General features: G+C 71.3%; 17 protein-coding genes. 11 read left to right on the forward strand and 6 right to left on the reverse strand.

What is annotated here, in order from left to right; genetic code table 11:
* Positions 1-52: 52 nt before the first annotated feature.
* Entirely contained in the window at positions 53-2,149 is a 2,097-nt protein-coding gene (locus HUT12_RS02165) for a S9 family peptidase (RefSeq protein WP_131054229.1), read from the reverse strand.
* A gap of 82 nt (positions 2,150-2,231) precedes the next feature.
* On the opposite strand from HUT12_RS02165, the gene HUT12_RS02170 reads away from it, so the two are divergent.
* Positions 2,232-3,575: an FAD-binding oxidoreductase gene (locus HUT12_RS02170; RefSeq protein WP_176092316.1), complete on the forward strand. Its 1,344-nt coding sequence runs from the start codon at positions 2,232-2,234 to the stop codon at positions 3,573-3,575.
* A 56-nt stretch (positions 3,576-3,631) separates the two neighbouring features.
* On the opposite strand, the gene HUT12_RS02175 is transcribed toward HUT12_RS02170, so the two are convergent.
* Positions 3,632-5,695 (reverse strand): SpoIIE family protein phosphatase, encoded by a 2,064-nt coding sequence (locus HUT12_RS02175; protein ID WP_131053683.1) that lies wholly within the window; start codon positions 5,693-5,695, stop codon positions 3,632-3,634.
* A gap of 156 nt (positions 5,696-5,851) precedes the next feature.
* Between HUT12_RS02175 and HUT12_RS02180 the strand changes: the two genes are divergently transcribed.
* Together HUT12_RS02180 and HUT12_RS02185 are read left to right on the forward strand one after the other, a co-directional pair.
* Positions 5,852-9,394 (forward strand): HAMP domain-containing protein, encoded by a 3,543-nt coding sequence (locus tag HUT12_RS02180; RefSeq protein WP_176092318.1) that lies wholly within the window; start codon positions 5,852-5,854, stop codon positions 9,392-9,394.
* A complete protein-coding gene (locus HUT12_RS02185; protein ID WP_131053681.1) occupies positions 9,391-9,951 on the forward strand; it encodes a two-component system response regulator in 561 nt (186 codons plus the stop codon). Before HUT12_RS02180 ends, HUT12_RS02185 begins: the two co-directional genes overlap by 4 nt.
* Positions 9,952-10,053: 102 nt before the next feature.
* Here the strand turns inward: HUT12_RS02185 and HUT12_RS02190 are convergent, their stop codons facing one another.
* Positions 10,054-10,389, reverse strand: coding sequence for an STAS domain-containing protein (locus HUT12_RS02190; RefSeq protein ID WP_131053680.1), 336 nt, complete (start codon positions 10,387-10,389; stop codon positions 10,054-10,056).
* 139 nt (positions 10,390-10,528) lie between these two features.
* On the opposite strand from HUT12_RS02190, the gene hemL reads away from it, so the two are divergent.
* The 7 genes from hemL (at position 10,529) to HUT12_RS02225 (ending at position 18,218) form a co-directional block, all read left to right on the forward strand.
* Positions 10,529-11,863, forward strand: a complete 1,335-nt coding sequence (gene hemL, locus HUT12_RS02195; protein WP_131053679.1) for a glutamate-1-semialdehyde 2,1-aminomutase — start codon at positions 10,529-10,531, stop codon at positions 11,861-11,863.
* A gap of 4 nt (positions 11,864-11,867) precedes the next feature.
* A complete protein-coding gene (locus HUT12_RS02200) occupies positions 11,868-12,515 on the forward strand; it encodes a histidine phosphatase family protein (protein ID WP_131053678.1) in 648 nt (215 codons plus the stop codon).
* Between the two features lies 1 nt (position 12,516).
* Positions 12,517-13,095 (forward strand): TlpA disulfide reductase family protein, encoded by a 579-nt coding sequence (locus HUT12_RS02205; RefSeq protein WP_131053677.1) that lies wholly within the window; start codon positions 12,517-12,519, stop codon positions 13,093-13,095.
* A complete protein-coding gene (locus tag HUT12_RS02210; RefSeq protein WP_176092319.1) occupies positions 13,095-13,955 on the forward strand; it encodes a cytochrome c biogenesis CcdA family protein in 861 nt (286 codons plus the stop codon). The genes HUT12_RS02205 and HUT12_RS02210 overlap by 1 nt, the downstream gene beginning before the upstream one ends.
* Entirely contained in the window at positions 13,955-15,649 is a 1,695-nt protein-coding gene (locus tag HUT12_RS02215) for a cytochrome c biogenesis protein ResB (RefSeq protein WP_176092320.1), read from the forward strand. Before HUT12_RS02210 ends, HUT12_RS02215 begins: the two co-directional genes overlap by 1 nt.
* Complete coding sequence (ccsB, locus tag HUT12_RS02220; protein WP_176092321.1) at positions 15,649-16,671, forward strand: c-type cytochrome biogenesis protein CcsB; 1,023 nt, start codon at positions 15,649-15,651, stop codon at positions 16,669-16,671. Before HUT12_RS02215 ends, ccsB begins: the two co-directional genes overlap by 1 nt.
* A gap of 65 nt (positions 16,672-16,736) precedes the next feature.
* Complete coding sequence (locus HUT12_RS02225; protein WP_217705938.1) at positions 16,737-18,218, forward strand: ATP-binding protein; 1,482 nt, start codon at positions 16,737-16,739, stop codon at positions 18,216-18,218.
* Between the two features lie 30 nt (positions 18,219-18,248).
* Here HUT12_RS02225 and HUT12_RS02230 read toward each other — a convergent pair whose 3' ends face one another.
* Positions 18,249-18,449, reverse strand: coding sequence for a hypothetical protein (locus tag HUT12_RS02230; protein ID WP_131053182.1), 201 nt, complete (start codon positions 18,447-18,449; stop codon positions 18,249-18,251).
* 42 nt (positions 18,450-18,491) lie between these two features.
* Between HUT12_RS02230 and HUT12_RS32540 the strand changes: the two genes are divergently transcribed.
* Positions 18,492-19,259: a DUF397 domain-containing protein gene (locus tag HUT12_RS32540; RefSeq protein ID WP_303393473.1), complete on the forward strand. Its 768-nt coding sequence runs from the start codon at positions 18,492-18,494 to the stop codon at positions 19,257-19,259.
* 63 nt (positions 19,260-19,322) lie between these two features.
* Here the strand turns inward: HUT12_RS32540 and HUT12_RS02240 are convergent, their stop codons facing one another.
* Together HUT12_RS02240 and HUT12_RS02245 are read right to left on the reverse strand one after the other, a co-directional pair.
* The gene (locus HUT12_RS02240) at positions 19,323-20,207 is read right to left on the reverse strand and encodes a transglutaminase-like domain-containing protein (RefSeq protein ID WP_176092322.1); all 885 of its coding nucleotides are present in this window, start codon (positions 20,205-20,207) and stop codon (positions 19,323-19,325) included.
* A 103-nt stretch (positions 20,208-20,310) separates the two neighbouring features.
* Positions 20,311-21,723, reverse strand: a complete 1,413-nt coding sequence (locus tag HUT12_RS02245) for a hypothetical protein (RefSeq protein ID WP_176092323.1) — start codon at positions 21,721-21,723, stop codon at positions 20,311-20,313.
* Between the last annotated feature and the right edge of the window lie 37 nt (positions 21,724-21,760).

Genomic DNA, 21,760 nt, shown 5'->3' on the forward strand with positions numbered 1-21,760 from the left:
AGGGCAGGCGCGCCCTGGGCCATGAGCGGCCGGTGGCCGGATGACGGGACGGTCAGGCGCGGCCGAGTCGGTCCAGGGTCCAGGCGTTGACGAACGCCTCCTCCCGCCAGGCGTCGTAGCGACCGCTGGGCCCGCCGTGGCCCGCCTCCATCTCGGTCTTGAGCAGGTATTCGCCCTGCGGCGCGACGGCCCGCAGCCGGGCGATCCACTTCGCCGGCTCGTGATAGAGCACCCGGGTGTCGTTGAGGCTGGTCATCGCCAGGATCGCGGGGTAGTCGCGGTCGGCCACGTTCTCGTACGGGGTGTACGACTTCATGTAGGCGTACACCTCCGGGTCGGCGAGCGGGTTGCCCCACTCCTCCCACTCGGTGACGGTCAACGGCAGCGACGGGTCGAGGATCGTGCTGAGCGCGTCCACGAACGGCACCTGCGCGACGATGGCGGTGAACGCGTCCGGCGCCAGGTTGGCCACCGCGCCCATCAGCAGCCCGCCAGCCGATCCGCCCCGGGCGAGCAGCCGGTCCGACGACGTCCAGCCCGCCTTGGCCAGGTGCCGGGCGCAGGCGACGAAATCGGTGAAGGTGTTCTTCTTGGCCAGCAGTTTGCCGTGTTCGTACCAGCTCCGGCCCAGCTCGCCGCCGCCCCGGATGTGGGCCACCGCGAAGATCACTCCACGGTCCAGCAGGGACAGCCGGCCGACCGAGAACCAGGGGTCCATGCTGGCCTCGTACGAGCCGTACCCGTAGATCACGCAGGGTGCGGAGCCGTCGCGGGGGGTGTCCCGGCGGCAGACCAGCGAGATCGGCACCTTGGTGCCGTCGTCGGCCAGCGCCCAGTCCCGGTGCTGCTCGTAGTCCTCTGGGCGGTACTCCCGCCCGTCCGGTCCGGGCAGCACCGGTCGCCGCCGCAGCAGCGTCATCTCGCGGGTCACCAGGTCGTAGTCGTACACCGAGTCCGGGGTGACCAGCGAGGTGTAGCGCAGGCGTACCCGCCCGGTGCGGTACTCCGGGTTCGAGTCCAGCCCGACCGTGTGCAGCAGCTCCGGGAACGCGATGTCGTGCCCGTCGCCGCCGCCGACCGGCAGCACCCGCAACCCGGTGAGCCCGTTGGCGCGCAGCGTCACGACCAGGTGGTCGGCGAAGGCGTCGACGGCCTCCAGCCGGGTGCCGGGGGAGTGCGCGATCAGCGGCACCCAGTCGCCCGGGGCGTCGGCCGAGGTGTACGCCAGCGCGAAGTCCTCCGCGCCGTCGTTGTGCAGGATCAGGAACCGGTGCCCGTGGTGTTCCACCGAGTACTCGACGCCCTGCCGGCGGGGGGCGATCACGGCCGGCTCGCCGGTGGGGTTGCCGGCCGGGATGACGCGTACCTCGCTGGTGAGCTTGCTGGCGATGTCGATCAGGATGAAGCGCTCCGAGCGGGTCAGCTCGACCCCGACCCAGAACCGCTCGTCGTCCTCGGAGTGCACCACCACGTCGTCGGCGGCGGCCGTACCGAGCACGTGCCGCCAGACCCGGTGCGGACGCCAGGCGTCGTCCACCGTCACGTAGAACAGCACCGAGGCGTCGGCGGCCCAGGCGGTGCCGTAGAAGGTGTCCGGGATCTCGTCGGGCAGCAGCTCGCCGGTGGTGAGGTCCTTGATCCGGAGGGTGAAGCGTTCCTTGCCGGAGAAGTCGGTCGAGTACGCCAGGAAGCGGCCGTCCGGGCTGACGTCGAAGGCGCCCAGCGAGAAGAAGTCGTGGCCCTCGGCGAGCAGGTTGCCGTCGAGCAGCACCTCCTCGCCCTCCAGCGGGGCACCGGCAGGGCTGATCGGCGGCGTGGTCTCGCCGTCACGGACCGCCCGACGGCAGTGCACGCCGTACTGCTTGCCCTCGACCGTCCGGGAGTAGTACCAGTGCCCGCCCTTGCGGGTCGGCACCGACAGGTCGGTCTCCTGGGTGCGCCGACGGATCTCCTCGAACAGTTCCGTGCGCAGGTCGGCGAGGTGCGCCGTACGTGATTCGGTCCAGGCGTTCTCGGCCTTGAGGTAGCCGATCGTCTCAGGGTCGTCCTTGGTGGCCAGCCAGGCGTACTCGTCGACGACGACGTCGCCGTGGTGGACGCGTTCGCTCGGCACCTGCCTGGCTACGGGTACGGGGGTCTCGGTGGTCACGGCGCCACGTTACCGGCAGGCCGGGCGTCTCGGGCGGCGCAAATGCCCACTTCGTCGTTCGAACACATGTACGATCGCTGCCATGGTGCCAGCGCGTTCCACCGGCGGGTCCGGTGCCCTCGACATCGCCCGTCGCCTTACCGACATCTGCGGCTCCCGCTTCGCCCGGTTCGCCGGCCCGGCCGACGAGGTGGCCGGGCGAGCGGCCCGCTGGGTCGCGGTGCCCGGCGGCGCCCACGCGGCGGCGGAGGTGCTGCGGCTCGCCGCGCGGCACGACCTGACGGTGGTGGCGCGCGGCGCCGGCACCAAGATCGATTGGGGTGCCGTGCCGGAACGGGTCGACATCATGCTCGACACCGGTCGGCTCGCCGGCATCGGTCACCAGCCGTCCGAGCGGGGCACCGCCGAGGTCGGTGCCGGCACGCCACTGCGCGCGGTGCAGGCCAGCCTGGAACGCACCGGTCAACGGCTCGCGCTCGACGCGCCCTCGCCCGGCGCCACGGTCGGCGGGGTGCTCGCCGCGGACGAGGCCGGTCCACTGCGCCACCGGCACGGCACCGCCTGCGACCAGCTCGTCGGCCTGCGCTACCTGGCCGCCGACGGTGACCTGGCCGAGGCCGGTGGCGGGGCTGCCGGGCTGGCCCAGGCCCGGCTGCTGTGCGGGTCGGAGGGCGCGCTCGGCGTGCTGGTCAGCGCCACCCTGCGGGTGCAGCCCCTGCCGGCCAGCCGGGTCTGGGTGACCCGCCCGGTGTGGACGCCGCTGGAGGTGCACGACCTGGTCCGGGCGGTGCTCGCCGCCCGGCTCGACCCGGCTGCCATCGAGGTGGACCTGCCGGCCGGCACGGGACCCCGGCCGAGGGACCGCCGGGCCGAGTCGATGGCGCGCCATCCGTCCATGACGGGGCGCCCGTCGACCGGCCCGGCGGGGGCCGGCTCGCTGGTGGTGCTGCTCGAAGGCGGGCCGTCCGACGTGGCGGAGCGCGCCGACCGGCTCCGGTCGATGCTCGGCTCCCGGGCCGTCGTCGCCCGATCGGCACCGTCCTGGTGGCGCAGCTACCCGTTCGCCCCCGGTGACACCGCGCTCCGGCTGGAGGTGCCGATCAGTGACCTGCACGCCGCCGTCTACGCGCTGCGGGACGCGGCCGGCTCGCCGGTGCCGGTCCGTGGCTCCGCCGGTCTCGGCGTGGTGCACGCCGCACTGCCCGGCACGATGGCACCCGACCGGGTGGCGTCGATCCTGGTCGCGGTGCGCGGCGTGCTGCTCGCCCGACAGGGGCGTTGCCTGGTGCTCTCCGCGCCGCCCGCCGTCCGGCGAGCCGTCGACCTGTGGGGCGAGCTGACCGGCGTGGCCCGGATGCGCGCCGTCAAGCAGCACCTCGACCCGGGTCACCGGCTGGCCCCAGGTCGCCTCCCCGGCGGCCTCTGAGCCACGCCGGCCGTGGCGCTGCGCAGCCCTGGGGAGACGAAGCGCAGCTCCGTCGGTCAGACCGCGTCGTTGCGCAGGACCAGGATGGCGATGTCGTCCCGGGGTGCCTCGACCGAGAAGTTGATCGCGGTGGCGCGCAGCCGGGCCGCCACCACGTCCGCCGAGTAGCCGGCGAGCGGCCCGGCGGCGTCCCGGAGCCGACCGGTGCCGAACAGTTCCCGGCCCCGGCGTCGCTCGGTCACGCCGTCGGTGTAGAAGACCAGGCAGTCGCCGGGATCGAGGGCGATGTCCAGGGTCGGCGAGGTGATCGTGTCGAGCAGGCCGAGCGCGGTGCCGCCGGTGCCGACGAACGCGGCCGGGCCACCGGACGCGCGCACCAGCACCGGCCGGTCGTGGCCGGCCAGGTGCAGCCCCACGTCGAGTTGCCCGTTCTCACCCTGCCCGACCGCCGCCAGCGCCAACGTGCAGTACCGTCCGGCACCCCGCTCGACGAGCGTCTCGTTGAGCCGGGACAGCACCTCGGGCAGCGGCTTGCCGTCCCCGGCCAGCACCCGGATCACGTCCCGGACCAGCCCGGTGACCGCAGCGGCCTGCACCCCCTTGCCGGAGACGTCGCCGATCACCACCAGCCAACGGCCGTCCGGCATCGGCACCACGTCGTAGAAGTCGCCGCCGACCTCGGCGTCGTCGCCGGTCGGCACGTACTCGGCGGCGAAGCCGATGCCCTCCACCACCGGAAGCACCGGTGGCAGCAGCGACTGCTGCAACGTCTGTGCCACCCGCCGACGCTCGGCGTGGATGCGGGCGTTCTCGATCGCCAGGGCGGCACGCCGGGCCACGTCCTCCAGCACCGCGATCTCGTCGGGATCGTGCCGGTGCCGCTGATGCCGGCCGACGGCCAGTGTGCCGAGGCGCTGACCTCGGGCGATCAGCGGCACGGCGAAGCCCTCCATCGGCGCGCCCAACGGCGTCTGGGTGCCGTTGCGACTCGCCTCGCGCAGCCGGGCCTGGACCGAGTCCGGTCCCGCCTCGCGCAGCGTCGCGTGCAGATGCGGCAGCATCGACTCGTCGGCGTGACTGGCCGCGGCCAGCTTGAGTCGACCCCACTCGTCGGTGGTGTGCACGGCACACCACTGACCGAGCCGGGGCACCACGAGCTGCGGGACGAGCGCCATCGTCAGCTCCACGTCCAGGGACTGGGCGAGCAGCTCGCTGGCCTCGGCGAGGAAGGTCAACCAGGCCTGTCGCCGGACGTCGGCGCGGCGCAGCCGGTCGTTCTCCAGGTGCAGCGACAGCCGCTCGGCGGTCAGCAGGGCCAACGGCCGGGCGTACGCGGTGGGGGCGGCGTCGAGTTCCAGCTCACCGGCGTACGGGCGGTGCACCGCCAGCGGCACCCGGAGCAGGTCGTTGCCGGGGCGGGGCTGTCGGCCGTACCGGGCGAGGACCTGTGGGCCGTGCCCGTCGCCCCGGTCCAGGCGCACCACCCCGCCGGCCGCGCCGACCATCTCCGCCACCCGGGTGAGCAGGCTGGTGGCGAAGTCCGGCAGCGGATCGTCCGCGTACGGGTCGGGGGTGGGCTGCATCAGGGCGCTCATCGCCCCGGCGCTCGGCACCGAGGAGTGGCCGCCGTCCGAACGGCCGATCGGCGGGGCGAAGTCGTCCGGGCGTCCGGGCTGCGGCCCGTCGCGCTCCAACCGGAACCACACGCCCTTGCCGCTGGGCAGGTAGGTGGTGCCCCAACGGCTCGCGAAGTGGTCGACCAGCAGCAGGCCGCGCCCGCGCTCGGCGACCTCGGTGATGTCGGTCTCCACGTTCCGCACGCCGACGGTCAGCTCGTCGACCGGCCCGGAGGCGAAGTCCGACACGGTCACGGTCAGCCCGGTCGAGTCGGCGCTGACCTCGATGTCGAGTTCGGTGCGGGCGTGCTCGACCGCGTTGGTGGAGAGCTCCGTGGTGAGCAGGAGCGCCTCGTTGAGAAGTTCGTCCAGGTTCGCCTCGGCAAGTACGGACCGGACGACGGCTCGCGCGGCGGCCGGCGTACGCCGATCGGCGGGCAGCCGGACCCGCCGGACGTGCTCCTCCGGGCCCCCGTCCGTCGTTGGCCCCACCGCCGCTGACACTCTCGTATCCTGCCCCGGCACCCGGCCCGTGCCAAGCCGATCACGGGTCGGGTCCGGAATACGGACGGCGGTGCGCCGTGGCGGTTTCGAGGTCACGGGGACAATGATGGGGTGGCCGGCGCGAGCCGGTGTACCCCGATGCGAGTGCGAGGAATGATGACCACGGCGAAACAGTCGGCGATCGCGGACACCTCCGCCGCCGACCACGAGGCGGTCCTCACCGAGCTGGCCGAGGCGCTGCGGCGGGTCCGCGGAGGCGATCTGAAGGTCAGGCTGCCCCGGCGTTCGGGCGCGGCCGGTGAGGTGGCCGACGCCTTCAACGACGTGGTGTCGCTCCAGGAGCGGCAGCATCTGGACCTGCGCCGGATCAGCCGCGTCGTGGGTCGCGACGGTCGGCTGACCGAACGCCTGGACGAGGAGGGGCTGGACGGCTCCTGGGCGGAGGGGCAGCGCGCGGTCAACTCGTTGATCGACGACCTGGGTCGGCCCACCACCGAGATCGCCCGGGTCATCGTGGCCGTCGCCGACGGCGACCTCTCCCAGCACATGGCGCTGGAGATCGACGGTCGCCCGCTGCGCGGCGAGTACCTGCGCATCGGCCGCACGGTCAACACCATGGTCGACCAGCTCTCGTCCTTCTCCAACGAGGTGACCCGGGTGGCCCGGGAGGTGGGCACCGAGGGCAAGCTCGGCGGTCAGGCCGACGTCCGCGGGGTGGCCGGCACCTGGAAGGACCTCACCGACTCGGTGAACACCATGGCCTCGAACCTGACCGGCCAGGTGCGGTCGATCTCCCAGGTCGCGACGGCGGTGGCGAAGGGCGACCTGTCGCAGAAGATCACGGTCAGCGCGCGCGGCGAGGTGGCGGCGCTGGCCGACACCATGAACTCTCTGACCGACACGCTGCGTCTCTTCGCCGAGCAGGTGACCCGGGTGGCCCGCGAGGTGGGCACCGAGGGCAAACTCGGCGGTCAGGCGGAGGTGCCCGGGGTGGCCGGCACCTGGAAGGACCTGACCGACAGCGTCAACTCGATGGCGTCGAACCTGACCGCCCAGGTCCGCAACATCGCCCAGGTCTCCACGGCGGTGGCCCGGGGTGACCTGTCGCAGAAGATCACGGTGGCCGCCCAGGGCGAGATCCTGGAACTCAAGGACACCGTGAACACGATGGTGGACCAGTTGTCGTCGTTCGCCGACGAGGTGACCCGGGTGGCCCGCGAGGTGGGCACCGAGGGCAAGCTCGGCGGTCAGGCCCAGGTGCGCGGTGTCTCCGGCACCTGGCGGGACCTGACCGAGAACGTCAACCAGCTCGCCGGCAACCTGACCAGCCAGGTGCGGAACATCTCCCAGGTGTCCACGGCGGTGGCCCGGGGTGACCTGTCGCAGAAGATCACGGTGGATGCCCGGGGCGAGATCCTGGAGTTGAAGTCGACGGTCAACACGATGGTGGACCAGCTCTCGTCCTTCGCCGACGAGGTCACGCGGGTGGCCCGCGAGGTCGGCAGCGAGGGCAAGCTCGGTGGTCAGGCGCAGGTCAAGGGCGTCTCGGGCACCTGGCGGGACCTGACCGAGAACGTCAACCAGCTCGCCTCGACCCTGACCACCCAGCTCCGTGCCATCGCCCGGGTCTCCACCTCGGTGACCCGAGGTGACCTGACCCAGCGGATCACCGTCGAGGCGCAGGGCGAGGTCGCCGAGCTCAAGGACAACATCAACCAGATGATCGTCACCCTGCGGGAGACCACCCACAAGAACGCGGAGCAGGGCTGGCTCGACTCCAACCTGGCCCGCATCGGTGGTCTGTTGCAGGGCCAGCGCGACCTCGGTGAGGTCTGCCGGATGATCATGCAGGAGGTGACCCCGCTGGTCGACGCGCAGCTCGGCGCGTTCTTCCTGGCGGACAACTCCGAAGGGGTGATGCGGCTGCGGTTGACCGCCTCGTACGGCTACGTCTCGCGGGGACACGACGTCACCTTCGGGCCCGGTGAGGGACTCGTCGGTCAGGCGGCGATCTCGCGGCGCACGATCCGGGTCGGCGCGGTGCCGGACGGCCGCATCACGCTCCGCTCCGGGCTCGCCGACACCCCGCCGGCCGACCTGGTCGTGCTGCCCGTCCTCTTCGAGGGCGAACTGCTCGGCGTGATCGAGTTCGCCACCGTCACCCCCTTCTCCGAACTGCACCTGGCGTTCCTGGAGCGGCTGGTCGCCACCATCGGCATCGCGGTCAACACCATCCAGGCGAACCGGCGAACCGAGGAGTTGCTGGCCCAGTCGCAGCGGCTGGCCCACGAGTTGCAGGAGCAGTCGGCGGAGTTGCAGCGCACCAACGCCGAGCTGGAGGAGAAGGCGACGCTGCTCTCCGAGCAGAAGGGCAACATCGAGACCAAGAACCGGGAGATCGAACTGGCCCGGCTCGGCCTGGAGGAGAAGGCGCAGCAGCTCACCCGGGCCTCGGCGTACAAGTCGGAGTTCCTGGCGAACATGAGCCACGAGCTGCGGACGCCGCTGAACTCGCTGCTGCTGCTGGCCCGGCTGCTCGCCGAGAACTCGGAGCAGAACCTCAGCCCGAAGCAGATCGAGTTCGCCCGGACCATCCACGGCGCCGGGTCCGACCTGCTCTCGTTGATCGACGACATTCTCGACCTGTCCAAGATCGAGGCGGGCCGGATGGACGTCGAGCCGACCGAGATCCAGTTCGCGGAGATCCGCAACTACGTGGAGCAGGCGTTCGCGCCGCAGGCCGACGAGAAGGGCCTGGACTTCCAGGTACGCGTCGGCAAGGACCTGCCGGCAGCGGTGGTCACCGACGCCCAGCGGCTCCAGCAGATCCTGCGCAACCTGCTCTCGAACGCGGTCAAGTTCACCGACAACGGCGCGGTGACGCTGCGCATCGCGCGTGCCCCGGAGCACGCGGTGTTCGACGTTCCGGCACTGACCAACGCCCGGCAGGTGCTCGCGTTCACGGTGATCGACACCGGCATCGGCATCTCCGACGACAAGCTGTCGCTCATCTTCGAGGCGTTCCAGCAGGCGGACGGCACCACCAGCCGTCGCTACGGCGGCACCGGTCTGGGGCTGTCGATCAGCCGGGACCTGGCCCGCCTGATCGGCGGCACGATCACCGTCACCTCGGCGCCGGGCCAGGGCTCGACGTTCACGCTGTACCTGCCCGACGTGCTGGCGCCGGACGCGGTGGTGGCGCCGTCGCCGCCGTCGCCACAGCGGGCAGGTCTGCCGTCGTCGCTGCTGATGCCGCCGGTGGAGCTGCTGCCGCAGCGGCCGGAGGCACCGAAGACCCGTCAGCTCGACGGTGCCACCGTGCTGATCGTCGACGACGACGTCCGCAACGTCTTCGCCCTGACCAGCGCGCTCGAACTGCACGGCATGACCGTCCTGTACGCCGACAACGGCACCGACGGGGTACGCCTGCTGGCGGAGCACCCGGAGGTGGACATCGTCCTGATGGACGCGATGATGCCCGACCAGGACGGGTACGAGACGACCCGGCAGATCCGCCGGAACCACCGCTTCGTGGACCTGCCGATCGTCTTCCTGACCGCCAAGGCGATGCCCGGTGACCGGGAGTCGGCGATCGCGGCCGGGGCCAGCGACTACATCACCAAGCCGGTCGACCTGGACGAGCTGATCGAACTCATGACCAGCTCCATCAGTGGCAGCCGCACCGAGGAGGGCTCGTGACGCAGGTGGCGAAGGCGCTGCTGGTCGATGACCGCAGGGAGAACCTGATGGCCCTGGAGGCGATCCTCCAGGGTCTGCCGGTGCAGACGGTCGCGGTGGAGAGCGGCGAGGCGGCGCTGAAGCAGTTGTTGGTGGACGACTTCGCGGTGATCCTGCTGGACGCCCAGATGCCGGACATGGACGGCTTCGAGACGGCGAGTCACATCAAGCGGCGGGAACGGACCCGGCACGTACCGATCATCTTCCTGACCGCCGCCGACCGCGACGCCCAACTGGCGCTGCGCGGCTACGCCGTCGGCGCGGTGGACTACCTGACCAAGCCCTTCGACCCCTGGGTGCTGCGGGCCAAGGTCTCGGTCTTCGTGGAGCTGTGGACGAAGACCCGGCAGTTGGCCGCGCAGTCCGAGATGGTGCGGGAGCGCGACGCCCAGTGGCGACTGCTGACCGACGCGGTCGACGAGGCGAGCACCCTGCTGCGGACCGCCGACAAGGACCCTGACGCCGTCTCGCAGGCGGTGGCCCTGCTGGAGCAGGCCCGCTGGGGCACCACCTCCTGACACCGCCCGGTCGTGACGTCGCCGTGGACTGCCGCCCGGTGGTCCACGACAGCGTCACGATCGACCCGGCGGCCCGTGATCGGGACCGGGGTGAGCGGTGTCTTAGCTGGTAGGGGCGTCGTTACGGATCATCAGGGCACTGCGCAGGCCCGTGATGTCGAGTACGCGTATCAGGAACTCGCCCACGTTGGTCAGCAGGAGCAGGCTCTGCGCGTGGCTGGCCTTGCGGCTGAGGACCACGAGCGTCCCCAACCCCTGCGAGTCGCAGAAGGTGACCCCGCCGAGATCGAGCACGATCCGGGGCGGGGGTTCGGTGAGCACTTCGTTGACGACGGTCGACAGCTGGGCGGCCGTGAGCATGTCGATCTCACCGGCCAGGCGAAGCACTGCTTCGTCACCAGTCCGGTGTACGGTGATGGACAGTTCGGCACGATCCACCGGGTCAGCCTAGCGCGATCTCGGGCACCCGGCCCGTCGAGGCGAACCGCCTCCGCCCAGCGTGCCGCAGGTGAGCCGGATAACCCTGAACTGGGGTGCCTGCCGATCCGCCGTCGGGCGCTGACACAATGGCGGCATCGTGACCGAGGTGTTTCCCGCCGGAACCGACCGCTATCCGGTCGACGCGCCGGCCTCAGAGGCCCTGTTCGACCGCGCCCGCGCCATCGTGCCGGGCGGGGTGAACTCCCCCGTGCGTGCCTTCCGAGCGGTCGGCGGCACCCCACGCTTCATGGTCCGTGGCGAGGGACCATGGCTCCACGACGCGGACGGGCGACGCTACGTCGACCTGGTCTGCTCCTGGGGCCCGCTGATCCTCGGCCACGCCCATCCCGAGGTGGTGGCGGCCGTGCAGGCCGCCGCCGCGCAGGGCACCAGCTTCGGCACGCCCACCCCGGGCGAGGTCGACCTGGCCGCCGAGATCGTCGCACGCACCCCGGTCGAGCAGGTCCGGCTGGTCAACTCGGGCACCGAGGCGACCATGTCGGCGATCCGGCTGGCCCGGGGCTACACCGGGCGCTCGAAGATCATCAAGTTCGCCGGCTGCTACCACGGGCACGTGGACGCGCTGCTGGCCGCCGCCGGCTCCGGCGTGGCCACCCTCGGCCTGCCCGACTCGCCCGGCGTCACCGGCGCGGCGGCCAGCGAGACCATCGTGCTGCCGTACAACGACCTCGCCGCGGTGCAGGAGGCGTTCGCCGCCGAGGGCGAGCACATCGCCGCCGTGATCACCGAGGCGGCGCCGGGCAACATGGGCGTGGTGGCGCCCCGGGACGACTTCAACGGCCAGTTGGCGGGGATCGCGCACGCGCACGGCGCGCTGCTCATCATCGACGAGGTGATGACCGGGTTCCGGGTCTCCCGCTCCGGCTGGCACGGCCTCGATCCGGTCGACGCGGACCTGTGGACGTACGGCAAGGTCATGGGTGGTGGGCTGCCCGCGGCGGCGTTCGGCGGGCGCACGGAGATCATGTCGCGACTGGCTCCGGCCGGTCCGGTCTACCAGGCCGGCACCCTCTCCGGTAACCCGCTGGCCTGCGCCGCCGGCCTGACCACGCTGCGGCTCGCCGACGAGGCGCTGTACCGCCGGCTGGACGACACCGCCGCCGTGGTGGGCAAGCTCGCCGGCGACGCGTTGGCCGCCGCCGGGGTCCCGCACCGGCTGTCGTACGCGGGCAACATGTTCTCGATCTTCTTCACGGACGCCGACGTGGTCGACTACGACAGCGCCCGCACCCAGCAGGTGCCCGCGTTCAAGGCGTTCTTCCACGCGATGCTCGCGGCCGGGGTCTACCTGCCGCCGAGCGCGTTCGAATCCTGGTTCGTGTCGGCGGCGATCGACGACGCCGCCCTGGAACAGATCGCCGCCGCCCTGCCGGTGGCGGCCAACGCGGCGGCAGCGACGACAGGGGTGTAGACCAATGAGCAAGACGGTGGTCCACGTGCTACGGCACGGAGAGGTGTACAACCCGGACGGCATCCTCTACGGCCGGCTGCCCGGGTTCCGCCTCAGTGAGCTCGGTGTCCAGATGGCCAAGGCCGCCGCGCAGGGGCTCGCCGAACGCGAGGTCGTGCACGTGGTCGCCAGCCCTCTGGAGCGCGCCCAACAGACCGCCGAACCGATCGCCGCGCAGTTCGGGCTCCCCGTCGGGGTCGACGAACGGCTCATCGAGAGCGCCAACTGGTTCGAGGGCAAGAAGGTCTCGCCCGGCGACGGCTCCTTCCGTGACCCGCGTAACTGGTGGGTGCTGCGGGACCCGGTGACCCCCTCCTGGGGTGAGGCGTACCGGGTGATCGCCGAGCGGATGTTCGCCGCGCTGCACGCGGCCCGGGTCGCCGCCGAGGGGCGGGAGGCCGTCCTGGTCTCGCACCAGCTCCCGATCTGGACGCTGCGTCGGCACGTCGAGCGCAAGCGGCTCTGGCACGACCCGCGCCGTCGGCAGTGCGGTCTGGCCTCGCTGACCACGTTCCACTTCGACGGCGCCAAGATCGTCGGGATCGGCTACTCCGAGCCGGCCGCGCACCTGGTGGCGATCTCGCCGACCGCGCGGACGGCCAAGGGGGCCTGAGATGCGTACCCGCAGGTGGGCCGTTGGTCTGCTCGCCGCTGTCACCGCGACGACGGTGCTGAGCGGCTGCACCGGCGGTGGCCGGGAGGCGGCCTGCGACAACACGGGCGGCATCGTGGAATGCGCCCCGGACCAACGGTCCGACGCGCCGCGCCTCGCCGGTGACCTGCTCGACGGCGGTTCCTACGACGTGACGCAGCAGCGGGGCCAGGTCGTCGTGGTCAACTTCTGGGGCTCCTGGTGCGCGCCGTGCCGGGCCGAGGCCGACGACCTGGAGAACACCTACCAGGCGACCAAGGACTCCGGGGTGACCTTCCTCGGCATCAACGTGCAGGACAGCCGGGACAAGGCGATCGCCTTCGAGGAGGGCTTCGGGATCAGCTACCCGAGCATCTTCGACCCGGGCAGCCGCCTCGCCCTCGACCTGGACATCCCGCCGAACACGATTCCCGCCACCGTAGTCCTGGACCGGGAGGGCCGGATCGCGACCGTGATCCGGGCGGCGGTACGCCAGGAGGGCCTGCAACCCATCGTCGAGCGGATCGCCGCAGAGTCGACCGCGGCGTCCGGCCCGCGCTGATGGGCGAGACCTTCGGTCAACTCGCCGTCTCGGGGCCACTGCTACTGGCGATCGGCGCGGCGGCGCTGGCGGGACTGGTCAGCTTCCTCTCCCCGTGCGTCCTGCCCCTGATGCCGGGCTACCTGTCGTACGTGACCGGCTTGGCCGGCGCCGACCTCGAGGGCCGAGATGAAAGGAAGGGCCCCCTACTAACGCCTGGTGTAGAGGAGGGGTCCCCTCCTAACACCTCCGGCGGGGGGACGGCGCTGCGGGAGCGCACCCGGGTCAGCCCGGCGGTCAAGGGGCGCGTACTCGCCGGGACGCTGCTCTTCATCGCCGGTTTCACCGTGGTGTTCACCGCCACCGCGATCCTGTTCAGCAGCATCGGCCGGGTCTTCTTCGACTACGAGCGGGCGCTGGAGATCGTCGTCGGCGCGTTGATCGTGGTGCTCGGGCTGGGCTACCTCGGGGCGCTGCCCGGCTTCCAACGCGAGTTCCGGATCAACCGTCTGCCCAACGCCGGCCTGCTCGGCGCACCCGTCCTCGGTGCCGTGTTCGCCCTGAGCTGGGTTCCCTGCACCGGCCCGACGCTGGCTGCGGTGCTCGGCATGGCCACCACCAGCGGGCAGACCGACCGCGCGGTCATCCTCGCGGTGGCGTACTGCCTCGGGCTGGGCATCCCGTTCATCGTCTTCGGGCTCGGCTTCAACCGACTGCTCGGGGTCTTCCGCACGATCCGGCGGCACAGCCGCTGGGTCACCCGGATCGGCGGCGTACTGCTGATCCTGATCGGGCTGGCCCTGCTCACCGGCGGTTGGACCAACGTCGTGATCTGGTTGCAGACCACCGTCGGGGTGGGCGATTTCGAGGTGAGCATCTGATGACCGCGGTGGACGACCGGCCCGCCACGCCAGCCCAGTCACCCCGGCGCCGCCCCCACGCGCTGCTCGCGCTGCTGCGCAACTCGTGGCGGCAGCTGACCAGCATGCGTACCGCGCTGGTGTTGCTCTTCCTGCTCGCGATCGCCGCGATCCCGGGTTCGGTGCTGCCGCAGCGTGGCGTCAACCCGGAGGACGTCCGGGACTTCTACACCGCGAACCCGCAACTCGCGCCGGTGCTGGATCGGATCGGCGCGTTCGAGGCGTTCAGCTCGGTCTGGTTCTCCGCGATCTATCTGCTGCTGTTCACCTCGCTGATCGGGTGCATCACGCCCCGGCTGCGCGATCACGTCCGGGCGATGCGGGCCAGGCCGCCGGCCGTACCGAAGCGGTTGGAGCGGTTGCCCCAGCACGCGGTGGTGCCGGCGCCCGCCGGTGGCGCGGCCGCGGTCGCCGAGACCCTGCGCCGCCGCCGGTGGCGGGTCGCGGTACGCGGCGACGAGATCTCCGCCGAGAAGGGCTACCTCAAGGAGACCGGCAACCTGATCTTCCACAGCGCGATGGTGCTGCTGCTGGTCGGTGTCGCGCTCGGTTCCTGGTACGGCTGGCACGGCAACCGGCTGCTCGTCTCCGGCCCGGACGGCGTCTTCTGCAACACCCGCCAGCAGTACGCCGAGGCGAAGCTCGGCCCGCGCGTCGGCGACGACCTGCCTCGGTTCTGCATGCAGCTCGACGAGTTCGAGGCCGAGTTCCTGCCGAGCGGCCAGCCCTCGCACTTCAACGCCAAGGTCACCGTGGACGAGGACGGCGGCGCACCCCGGGCGGCCGAGTTCTCGGTCAACTCGCCGCTGCGCCTCGACGGCGCGAACGTCTATCTGCTCGGCCACGGCTACGTGCCGCTGATCCGCTACACCGACCGGTTCGGCAACACCCAGACCAGTACGGTGCCGTTCCTCACTACCGGCGACATGGGTCTGACCAGCGAGGGCCTGGCGGCCTTCCCGGACGCCAACGTCGACCCGGCGACCGGCGAGCGGAATGCGGACCTCCAGATGGCCTTCTCCGGCCTGTACCTCCCGACCGCACCGCAGGAGCCCCCGTTCACCCGGTCCGAGTACCCGACGGAGCAGAATCCGCTGCTCGGGCTGATCGCGTACCGGGGCAACCTGGGCCTCGACGGCGGCATCCCCGGCTCGGTCTACCAGCTCGACCAGCGGCAGATCCGCAACGGCCGGCTCACCGAGGTCGGCTCCAAGGACCTGCGCAAGGGCGAGAGCTGGACGCTGGACGACGGCACCACGGTCGAGTTCGTGGGCACCGAGCGCTACATCGTGCTCTCCGTGCGGCACGATCCGGGCACGATGCTGCTGCTGGTCAGCTCCGTCGGGCTGGTGCTTGGGCTGATGGGCTCGCTCTTCGTCCGGCGACGCCGGATCTTCGTCCGGGTGCTGCCCGCCGGCTCCGGACCCAGCGGCTCCGAGCCCTCCGTGGCCGGGCTTCCTGGTGCCGCACCCCCCGACGGTGGATCTCCGACGGGCGGTAGTAGCTTGGTCGAGGTGGCTGGCCTGCCCCGGACCGAACATCCGGGGTTCGCCGCCGAGTTCAGCCAACTGGTCGCCGCGATCGGCGACGACCGGCGGACCGGCGAGGCCATCGACCCGGACGAGCGGGCCGGGGCGCGAGAAGGAGCCGAGTGATGTCCGCACTCTCCGACCAGGTGGTGTCGATCGCCACCCTGGTGTACCTGCTGGCGATGATCAGCCACGCGGTCGAGTACGCCCTCGGCAACTCGCGGGTCAAGGTGACGGCGCCCCCGTCCCGCGAACTGGTCGGCGCGGCGGTCGGCGGCGGTGCCGGGTCGGCGAACGCGGCGGGGGCCGGCAGCCTGACGGGTACGGTCGGCGCCGACGGCGTGGCCGGGACCGGCGGCGGTACGGTGACGCCCGCCGAACGCACTGCGAAGCGGGCCGCACTCGCCGGCTGGATCGCGGTGGCCCTGACCGGCGTGGGCGCGGCCCTGCACCTGGTCGGCCTGGTCACGCGTGGTATCGCCGCCGAGCGGATGCCCTGGGGCAACATGTACGAGTTCGTGCTCACGGTCTCGTTCATCGGGGTGGCCGCCTGGCTGGTGGTGCTCTGGAAGGTGCCGTCGCTGCGCCGCCTCGGGCTGTTCCTGACCCTGGTCATGGTGCTGCTGGTGGCCACCGCCGAGCTGGTGCTCTACACCCCGATCGTGCCGCTGGTGCCGGCGCTCAACTCGTACTGGTTCGTCGTGCACGTGTCGACCGTCGTCTTCGCCTCGGGACTGTTCCTGCTGGGCTCGGTGCCGGCCGCCACGTATCTGATGCGGGCCGGCTACGAACGCGGCAAGCGCAGCTTCCCGTACACGCTGGCGAAGAAGCTGCCGGCGGCGGCCAGCCTGGAACGCCTCACCTTCGTCCTGCACGCCTTCGCGTTCCCGCTCTTCACCTTCGCGGTGATCGCCGGTGCGATCTGGGCCGAGGCGGCCTGGGGTCGGCCGTGGGGCTGGGACCCGAAGGAGACCTGGTCGTTCATCTCCTGGGTGATCTACGCCGGTTACCTGCACGCCCGCGCGACGCCGAGCGTGAAGCGCAACGTGGCCGCCTGGCTGGCCATCCTGGGCTTCCTGACGGTGCTGATGAACCTCTTCGGCGTGAACATCTTCTTCGAGGGCCTGCACTCCTACGGCGGTCTGTGAGGACAGAACCCAGGATGTAGAACTACACTTCTTATAACTGTAGTTCTGCATTTTGGTGGTCCGGCATGAGGCTGTCGAAGCCTGTCGAGATCTTCGACCGCGACGCGGAATGGGCCGAGCTGACCCGTTTCGCGACCGACGTTCGCCCAGGTGCAACGCTCGGAGTCGTCAGCGGGCGCCGCCGCCAGGGCAAGACCCTGCTTCTGTACGAGTTGGCAAAGGCCACCCGCGGGTTCTACTTCGGGGCGACCGAGGCGACGCAGGCCGAGTCCCTTCGGCGACTCGGTGACGCTCTCGGCCGGTACGCCGGCAGCCCGGGCCCGGTGCAACTGTCGGACTGGCAGCATGCCGTTGACGCCCTGCTCGCCTTGGGCAAGGAGCGTGCCGTCACCGTGGTGATCGATGAGTTCCCCTACCTGGCCAGGGCCAGCCGGGATCTTCCGTCGATCATCCAGCACGCACTCACCCCTGGCCGACCTGAGCGCACCGGCTCACGTACCCGCCTTCTCCTGTGCGGATCGGCGCTCTCCTTCATGGGCGGTCTGTTGGCCGGCTCCGCACCGCTGCGGGGCCGGGCTGGGCTCGAACTGCCGATCGCGCCGCTGGACTACCGCGCCGCAGCGGAGTTCTGGGGTATCGGTGACCCGCGACTCGCCGTCCAGGTGTTCGCCATCGTGGGCGGCACGCCGGCCTACCGGCGGGAGTACGTCCAGGACGACGCGCCGGAGGGGCCTGACGACTTCGACGACTGGGTGGTGCGCGCCGTGCTGAATCCGGCCCGGCCACTCTTCCGCGAGGCGCGCTACCTGCTCGCCGAGGAACCGGATCTGCGCGACACCGCGCTCTACCATTCAGTGTTGGCTGCGGTCGCCGAGGGCAGCGCCACCCGGGGCGGCATCGCCGGTTTCACCGGGCGCAAAGCCACCGACTTGCAGCATCCGTTGACGGTCCTGGAAGACGCCGGGCTGCTCGTGCGGGAGCCTGACCCGCTGCGTAGCGGGCGTAGCCGGTACCGGATCGCCGAGCCGTTGATCACCTTCTACCAGGCTCTGATGCGTCCGGCATGGACCGCTCTGGAGCAGCGCCGTGGCGCGGACGTCTGGCGCCGATCCCAGCAGCGATACGCGAGCGCGGTGCTGGGCCCCGGCTTCGAGGAAATGGTCCGGCAGTGGACGCTGCGTTTCGTCGCCCCCGAAACGCTGGGTGGCATCGCCGCCGAAGTGCAGGCGGCGGTGCTGACGGACCCGGCGAGCCGGACGAGTCAGGAACTCGACCTGGTGGCGCTCGGGGAACTGCCGGCAGGTGACGGCCCACGACCATTGCTGGCCCTGGGGGAGGCCAAGTGGGGTCGTACGCTGGGCCGCCCAGATTTCGAACGGCTGGTCCGGGCACGTGAGCTGCTGCGGGGGCGGCCCGGTCTCGATCTGGATCACACGCGGTTGTTGCTCGCCAGCGCTGCGGGGTTCACCGACGAGCTGCGGCAGCTAGCCGTCAGCCGACCGGACGTGGTCCTGGTTGATGCCGCCCGGCTCTACTCCGGCGAGTGAACCGGCCGCCGGCCCTGGTCGGCGCCGTTGTCACCAGTCCCTGCCGAGGCGGCTCAGGGTCTCGTCGACGCGCAGCGTGATCTGGTAGGCGATCTCCGGCACGTCGGCCAGGTCGATGCGCTCGGCACGCATCTCCAGCTGCGCGTGCAGTTCCCGGGCGATCGCGTCGCGGAGACTGGTGAGCAGCGGCGACAACCCGTCCGGGTCACCGACGACGTACGCGTCCGACATGCGCCAATCCTGCCGTCCCCGACGCCCGCCGCCCCAGCACCTGTGAGATTTCCCGTCCGTGCTCTGCCTCCGCCGAGGAGATCTTGGACAATTTCCGTTATCTACGAACGGCAACTGTCCAAGATCTCAAACGTCGACGCGTCGGTGCCGGGACTGTTGCAGACCTCGGCGTACGCCCGCGCGTTGTTCCGCAGCGTCGGGCTCTACGACGAGGCGGAGGTGGAGCAGCGGGCGTCGGCCCGGCTGGAGCGGCAGGCGGTGCTGACCGGCGAGCGTCCGCCGCAGCTCGTCGCGGTGCTGGACGAACACGTGCTGCGTCGCCCGGTCGGCGGCCCGCTGGTGATGCGGGAGCAGTTGCGCCGGCTGGTCAAGCTGGCCACCGAACAGCCCCGGGTGCGGCTGCACGTGGTGCCCGCCTCGGTCGGCCCGTATCCAGGTGTCGCCGGGGCTCTCGTGCTGGCTACCCTTCCCGGTGGGGAGGACGTCGCCTACCTGGATGACCAACTCAAGGGTCAGGTCATCGACGACACCGAGGACGTGCTGGCGATCCGGGCGTCCTGGGAGGCGATCCAGGGTGAGGCGCTGCCGCCCCGGCAGTCGATCGAGTTGTTGACGGAGGTGGCGGAGCTGACCGGTGCCCGGTGGCGCACCAGCACCCGGAGCCGCACCAACGGTGGTGATTGCGTCGAGGTGGCCGACAACCTCCCCGGCGTGGTCGCCGTACGCGACAGCAAGGACCGGGACGGCGAGGTGCTGATCTTCGGCCCGGCCGCCTGGCGCGCGTTCGTGGCGCTGGCCCGCAATCGCTGACCTGCCGTCCATCGCCCCGTGGGCCGAATCGGCCACCGGCCGGCCCTGGCCGTGCGGGAGGGGTCAGACCGGTTCGTCGCGGTGGAGCAGGTCGTTGCGGACGGTGGGCGGGACGCGTAGCCGCTCATCCGCGCAGAGTCGCCGCAACTCGTCCGCGTGCCTGTCGGGATCGAGGGTCAGTCGGGCCAGCTCGTCGAAGAGCGTCATCCGCTCCTCGTCGATCGTCTCGTCCGGCTCGGGCATCGCACCCCAGCTGTCCCAGGGCAGCAGTTCCACCGTGCCCAGCGCAGCGGCGTCCCGCATCAGGTTGCCGGCGATCCACCACCAGCCGGCCTCGTCGGTCACGCTGAGACCGAAGGTGTCCGGGTCGGCTCGGCCGGCACGGCACCGCGTCCAGGCATCACCGGCGACCAGGAACCGGTCACGAGGAACGTCGGTGGTGTCGAAGTCGATGCCGAACATCTCCCGCTGGAGGTCGTCGAGCTGGGCGTCGACCATGATCCATCGGTGTTGCTCCGCGTCCCAGTACTCACCGACCCAGTGGTCCTCGTGCCGCCCGGCGTTCAGGTAGTCGCCGAAGCCGCAGCGGGCGCGGGCCGGCACACCACGGGCCCGCAGGACGGTGACCAACAGGACGGTGTAGTGCCGGCAGTTACCCGCCAACCGCTGCTCGGGCTGCCGTGGGACGTCCGGCGGCCGGTCGTCCCGGCCGACGATGCCGGCGAGCAGTTCCTCGGCGGGCCGCACGTGCACGCTGCTCCGGTCGGCGTCGGACAGGGTGACTCCGTACGCCCCGGCGATGTGCTCGTGGATCACCAGTCCCTGAAGGGTCCGGGCGATCCCCGCCGGGTCCGCCGGCACCGCGTCGAGGAGTCCGGCGTACGCCCCGGCGGAGGTCATCCGCCCCGGCCGCGCGTACCGGGAGAGAGTCGTCGATTCGTGGTACATCCGATCCATTTCTGCGATCAGCTCGAAAGGGCTCGACCAGGCAGAGGTGACCGGTCCGGGATGGGCGGGACAAGCCCCGGTCACCATCCCGAACCGGCCACGATCAGGACTGAATCTGGACGACGACCGTGACCTCGTCGTTGTCCCGGTCGTCGTCCCACCAGGAGGGGTACGGCCCGGGCATGTTGAGGCTCACCGCGCCGGCCGCACCACCCACGGAGGTGATCCGGACCCCGAAGTCGACCTGATAGGTCTCACCGGCGGCGAACACCGAGCCGGGCACCGCGCAGCGGTACCAGGAGGCGCCGAGTTGCGGCTCGCCGCCGTTCCAACCGTCCTCCGACTCGTAGAGCGCGAAACAGTGGTCGGGCACCGACTCCACGGTCACCCCGGCCGGCACCCTCAGATAGAACGGTGCCACCTCGCCCGCGCCGCTGCGGAAGTCGTCGAGGTCTCCCGCGCCGTTGTTCCGGACCCCGGCGCGCAGGATGGTCGAACCGCCGACCGGACCGACGACCGGCTCCGCCAGGGCGGCCAGGTCCAGGCTGTTCGGCACGTTGTCGACGTAGAAGGAAGCCCAGTTGTCGCCCGGGTCGATCTCGGGCGTCAGGGTGCGGGCCGCTGCGGACGTGGTCCGGCTGGGCCGCAGCCTCAGCTCGGTGCCGCCCTCCCGGCGCTGGTAGCCGAGTTGCGTCGGCAGCGCCGCAGCACCGGCCAGCGGCTCGACGAACTGGTCGAGGCTCTCCCCGGCGTAGGCAGAGCCGCCGATCTCGAACCCGAAGCCGCCGGAGACCTGCATCGTCGCTCCCGGGCGGACCCGTCCGTTCAGGTCGCAGACGACCGAGGTGCGGTGACCGGTGAGCGGGGCGTACCAGCAGTTGGACCAGGTCGACGGCGTCAACCCCGAGGAGAGGGTGAAGGTGATCCGGACTCCTCTGCTGATCCGGTTGCCGACGTTCGTGAGCCTGATCGGCGCGGACAACAGATCACCGACCGCAGCCGTGTCGACCCGTCCGTCGCCCAGGTTGACCAGGTCCGCGCCGTCACCGACGGACACCGTCGCCGTGGCGACGAAGGGGTCGGCGTTGTCGGCCACCGCTCGGTACGACACGGTGGCGCTGTCGCCCCCGGAGGCACCGGCCAGTGGCCGGAACAGCACCGGGATGCTGCCGACCTGGAGGCTCGAGTCCGGGTCGACGTCCGGTGGGAGCGGGCAGGTGACCTGGGTGCCCGTCGTGGCGCACCAGGCGGGAAACTCGGCGGAAGCCACGCCGAGCAGGCCGGTGAGGTCGACGACGACGCGTGGATTCACCGCGTCCTGGGCGTACACGTAGAGCGGCTTGGCCTTGCCGGGGGCGCCGGCTGCGCCGATCACGACATCGTCGAGCTGGGCCTGGAACCAACCGGACCCGGTCTCGGCCTGGGCCGGAGCACCGAGCGCCACGAGTGAGGCGGTGACCGCCAACACCACGGCGGCTCGTCCCACACGGGCGTGCGGGCGTCGCGCAGATCGCATGTGACTCCTTGCGTGGAGGGACCCGACGGCACGCCGA

The sequence above is a fragment of the Verrucosispora sp. NA02020 genome (genome assembly GCF_013364215.1).
GTDB lineage: Bacteria > Actinomycetota > Actinomycetes > Mycobacteriales > Micromonosporaceae > Micromonospora.

Coding starts and splice junctions, on each gene's coding strand:
- HUT12_RS02170 (WP_176092316.1), top strand. CDS start 2,232: ATGGTGCCAGCGCGTTCCACCGGCGGGTCCGGTGCCCTCGACATCGCC.
- HUT12_RS02180 (WP_176092318.1), top strand. CDS start 5,852: ATGACCACGGCGAAACAGTCGGCGATCGCGGACACCTCCGCCGCCGAC.
- HUT12_RS02200 (WP_131053678.1), top strand. CDS start 11,868: ATGAGCAAGACGGTGGTCCACGTGCTACGGCACGGAGAGGTGTACAAC.
- HUT12_RS02205 (WP_131053677.1), top strand. CDS start 12,517: ATGCGTACCCGCAGGTGGGCCGTTGGTCTGCTCGCCGCTGTCACCGCG.
- HUT12_RS02210 (WP_176092319.1), top strand. CDS start 13,095: ATGGGCGAGACCTTCGGTCAACTCGCCGTCTCGGGGCCACTGCTACTG.
- HUT12_RS02215 (WP_176092320.1), top strand. CDS start 13,955: ATGACCGCGGTGGACGACCGGCCCGCCACGCCAGCCCAGTCACCCCGG.
- ccsB (WP_176092321.1), top strand. CDS start 15,649: ATGTCCGCACTCTCCGACCAGGTGGTGTCGATCGCCACCCTGGTGTAC.
- HUT12_RS02225 (WP_217705938.1), top strand. CDS start 16,737: ATGAGGCTGTCGAAGCCTGTCGAGATCTTCGACCGCGACGCGGAATGG.
- HUT12_RS02230 (WP_131053182.1), bottom strand. CDS start 18,449: ATGTCGGACGCGTACGTCGTCGGTGACCCGGACGGGTTGTCGCCGCTG.
- HUT12_RS02240 (WP_176092322.1), bottom strand. CDS start 20,207: ATGTACCACGAATCGACGACTCTCTCCCGGTACGCGCGGCCGGGGCGG.
- HUT12_RS02245 (WP_176092323.1), bottom strand. CDS start 21,723: ATGCGATCTGCGCGACGCCCGCACGCCCGTGTGGGACGAGCCGCCGTG.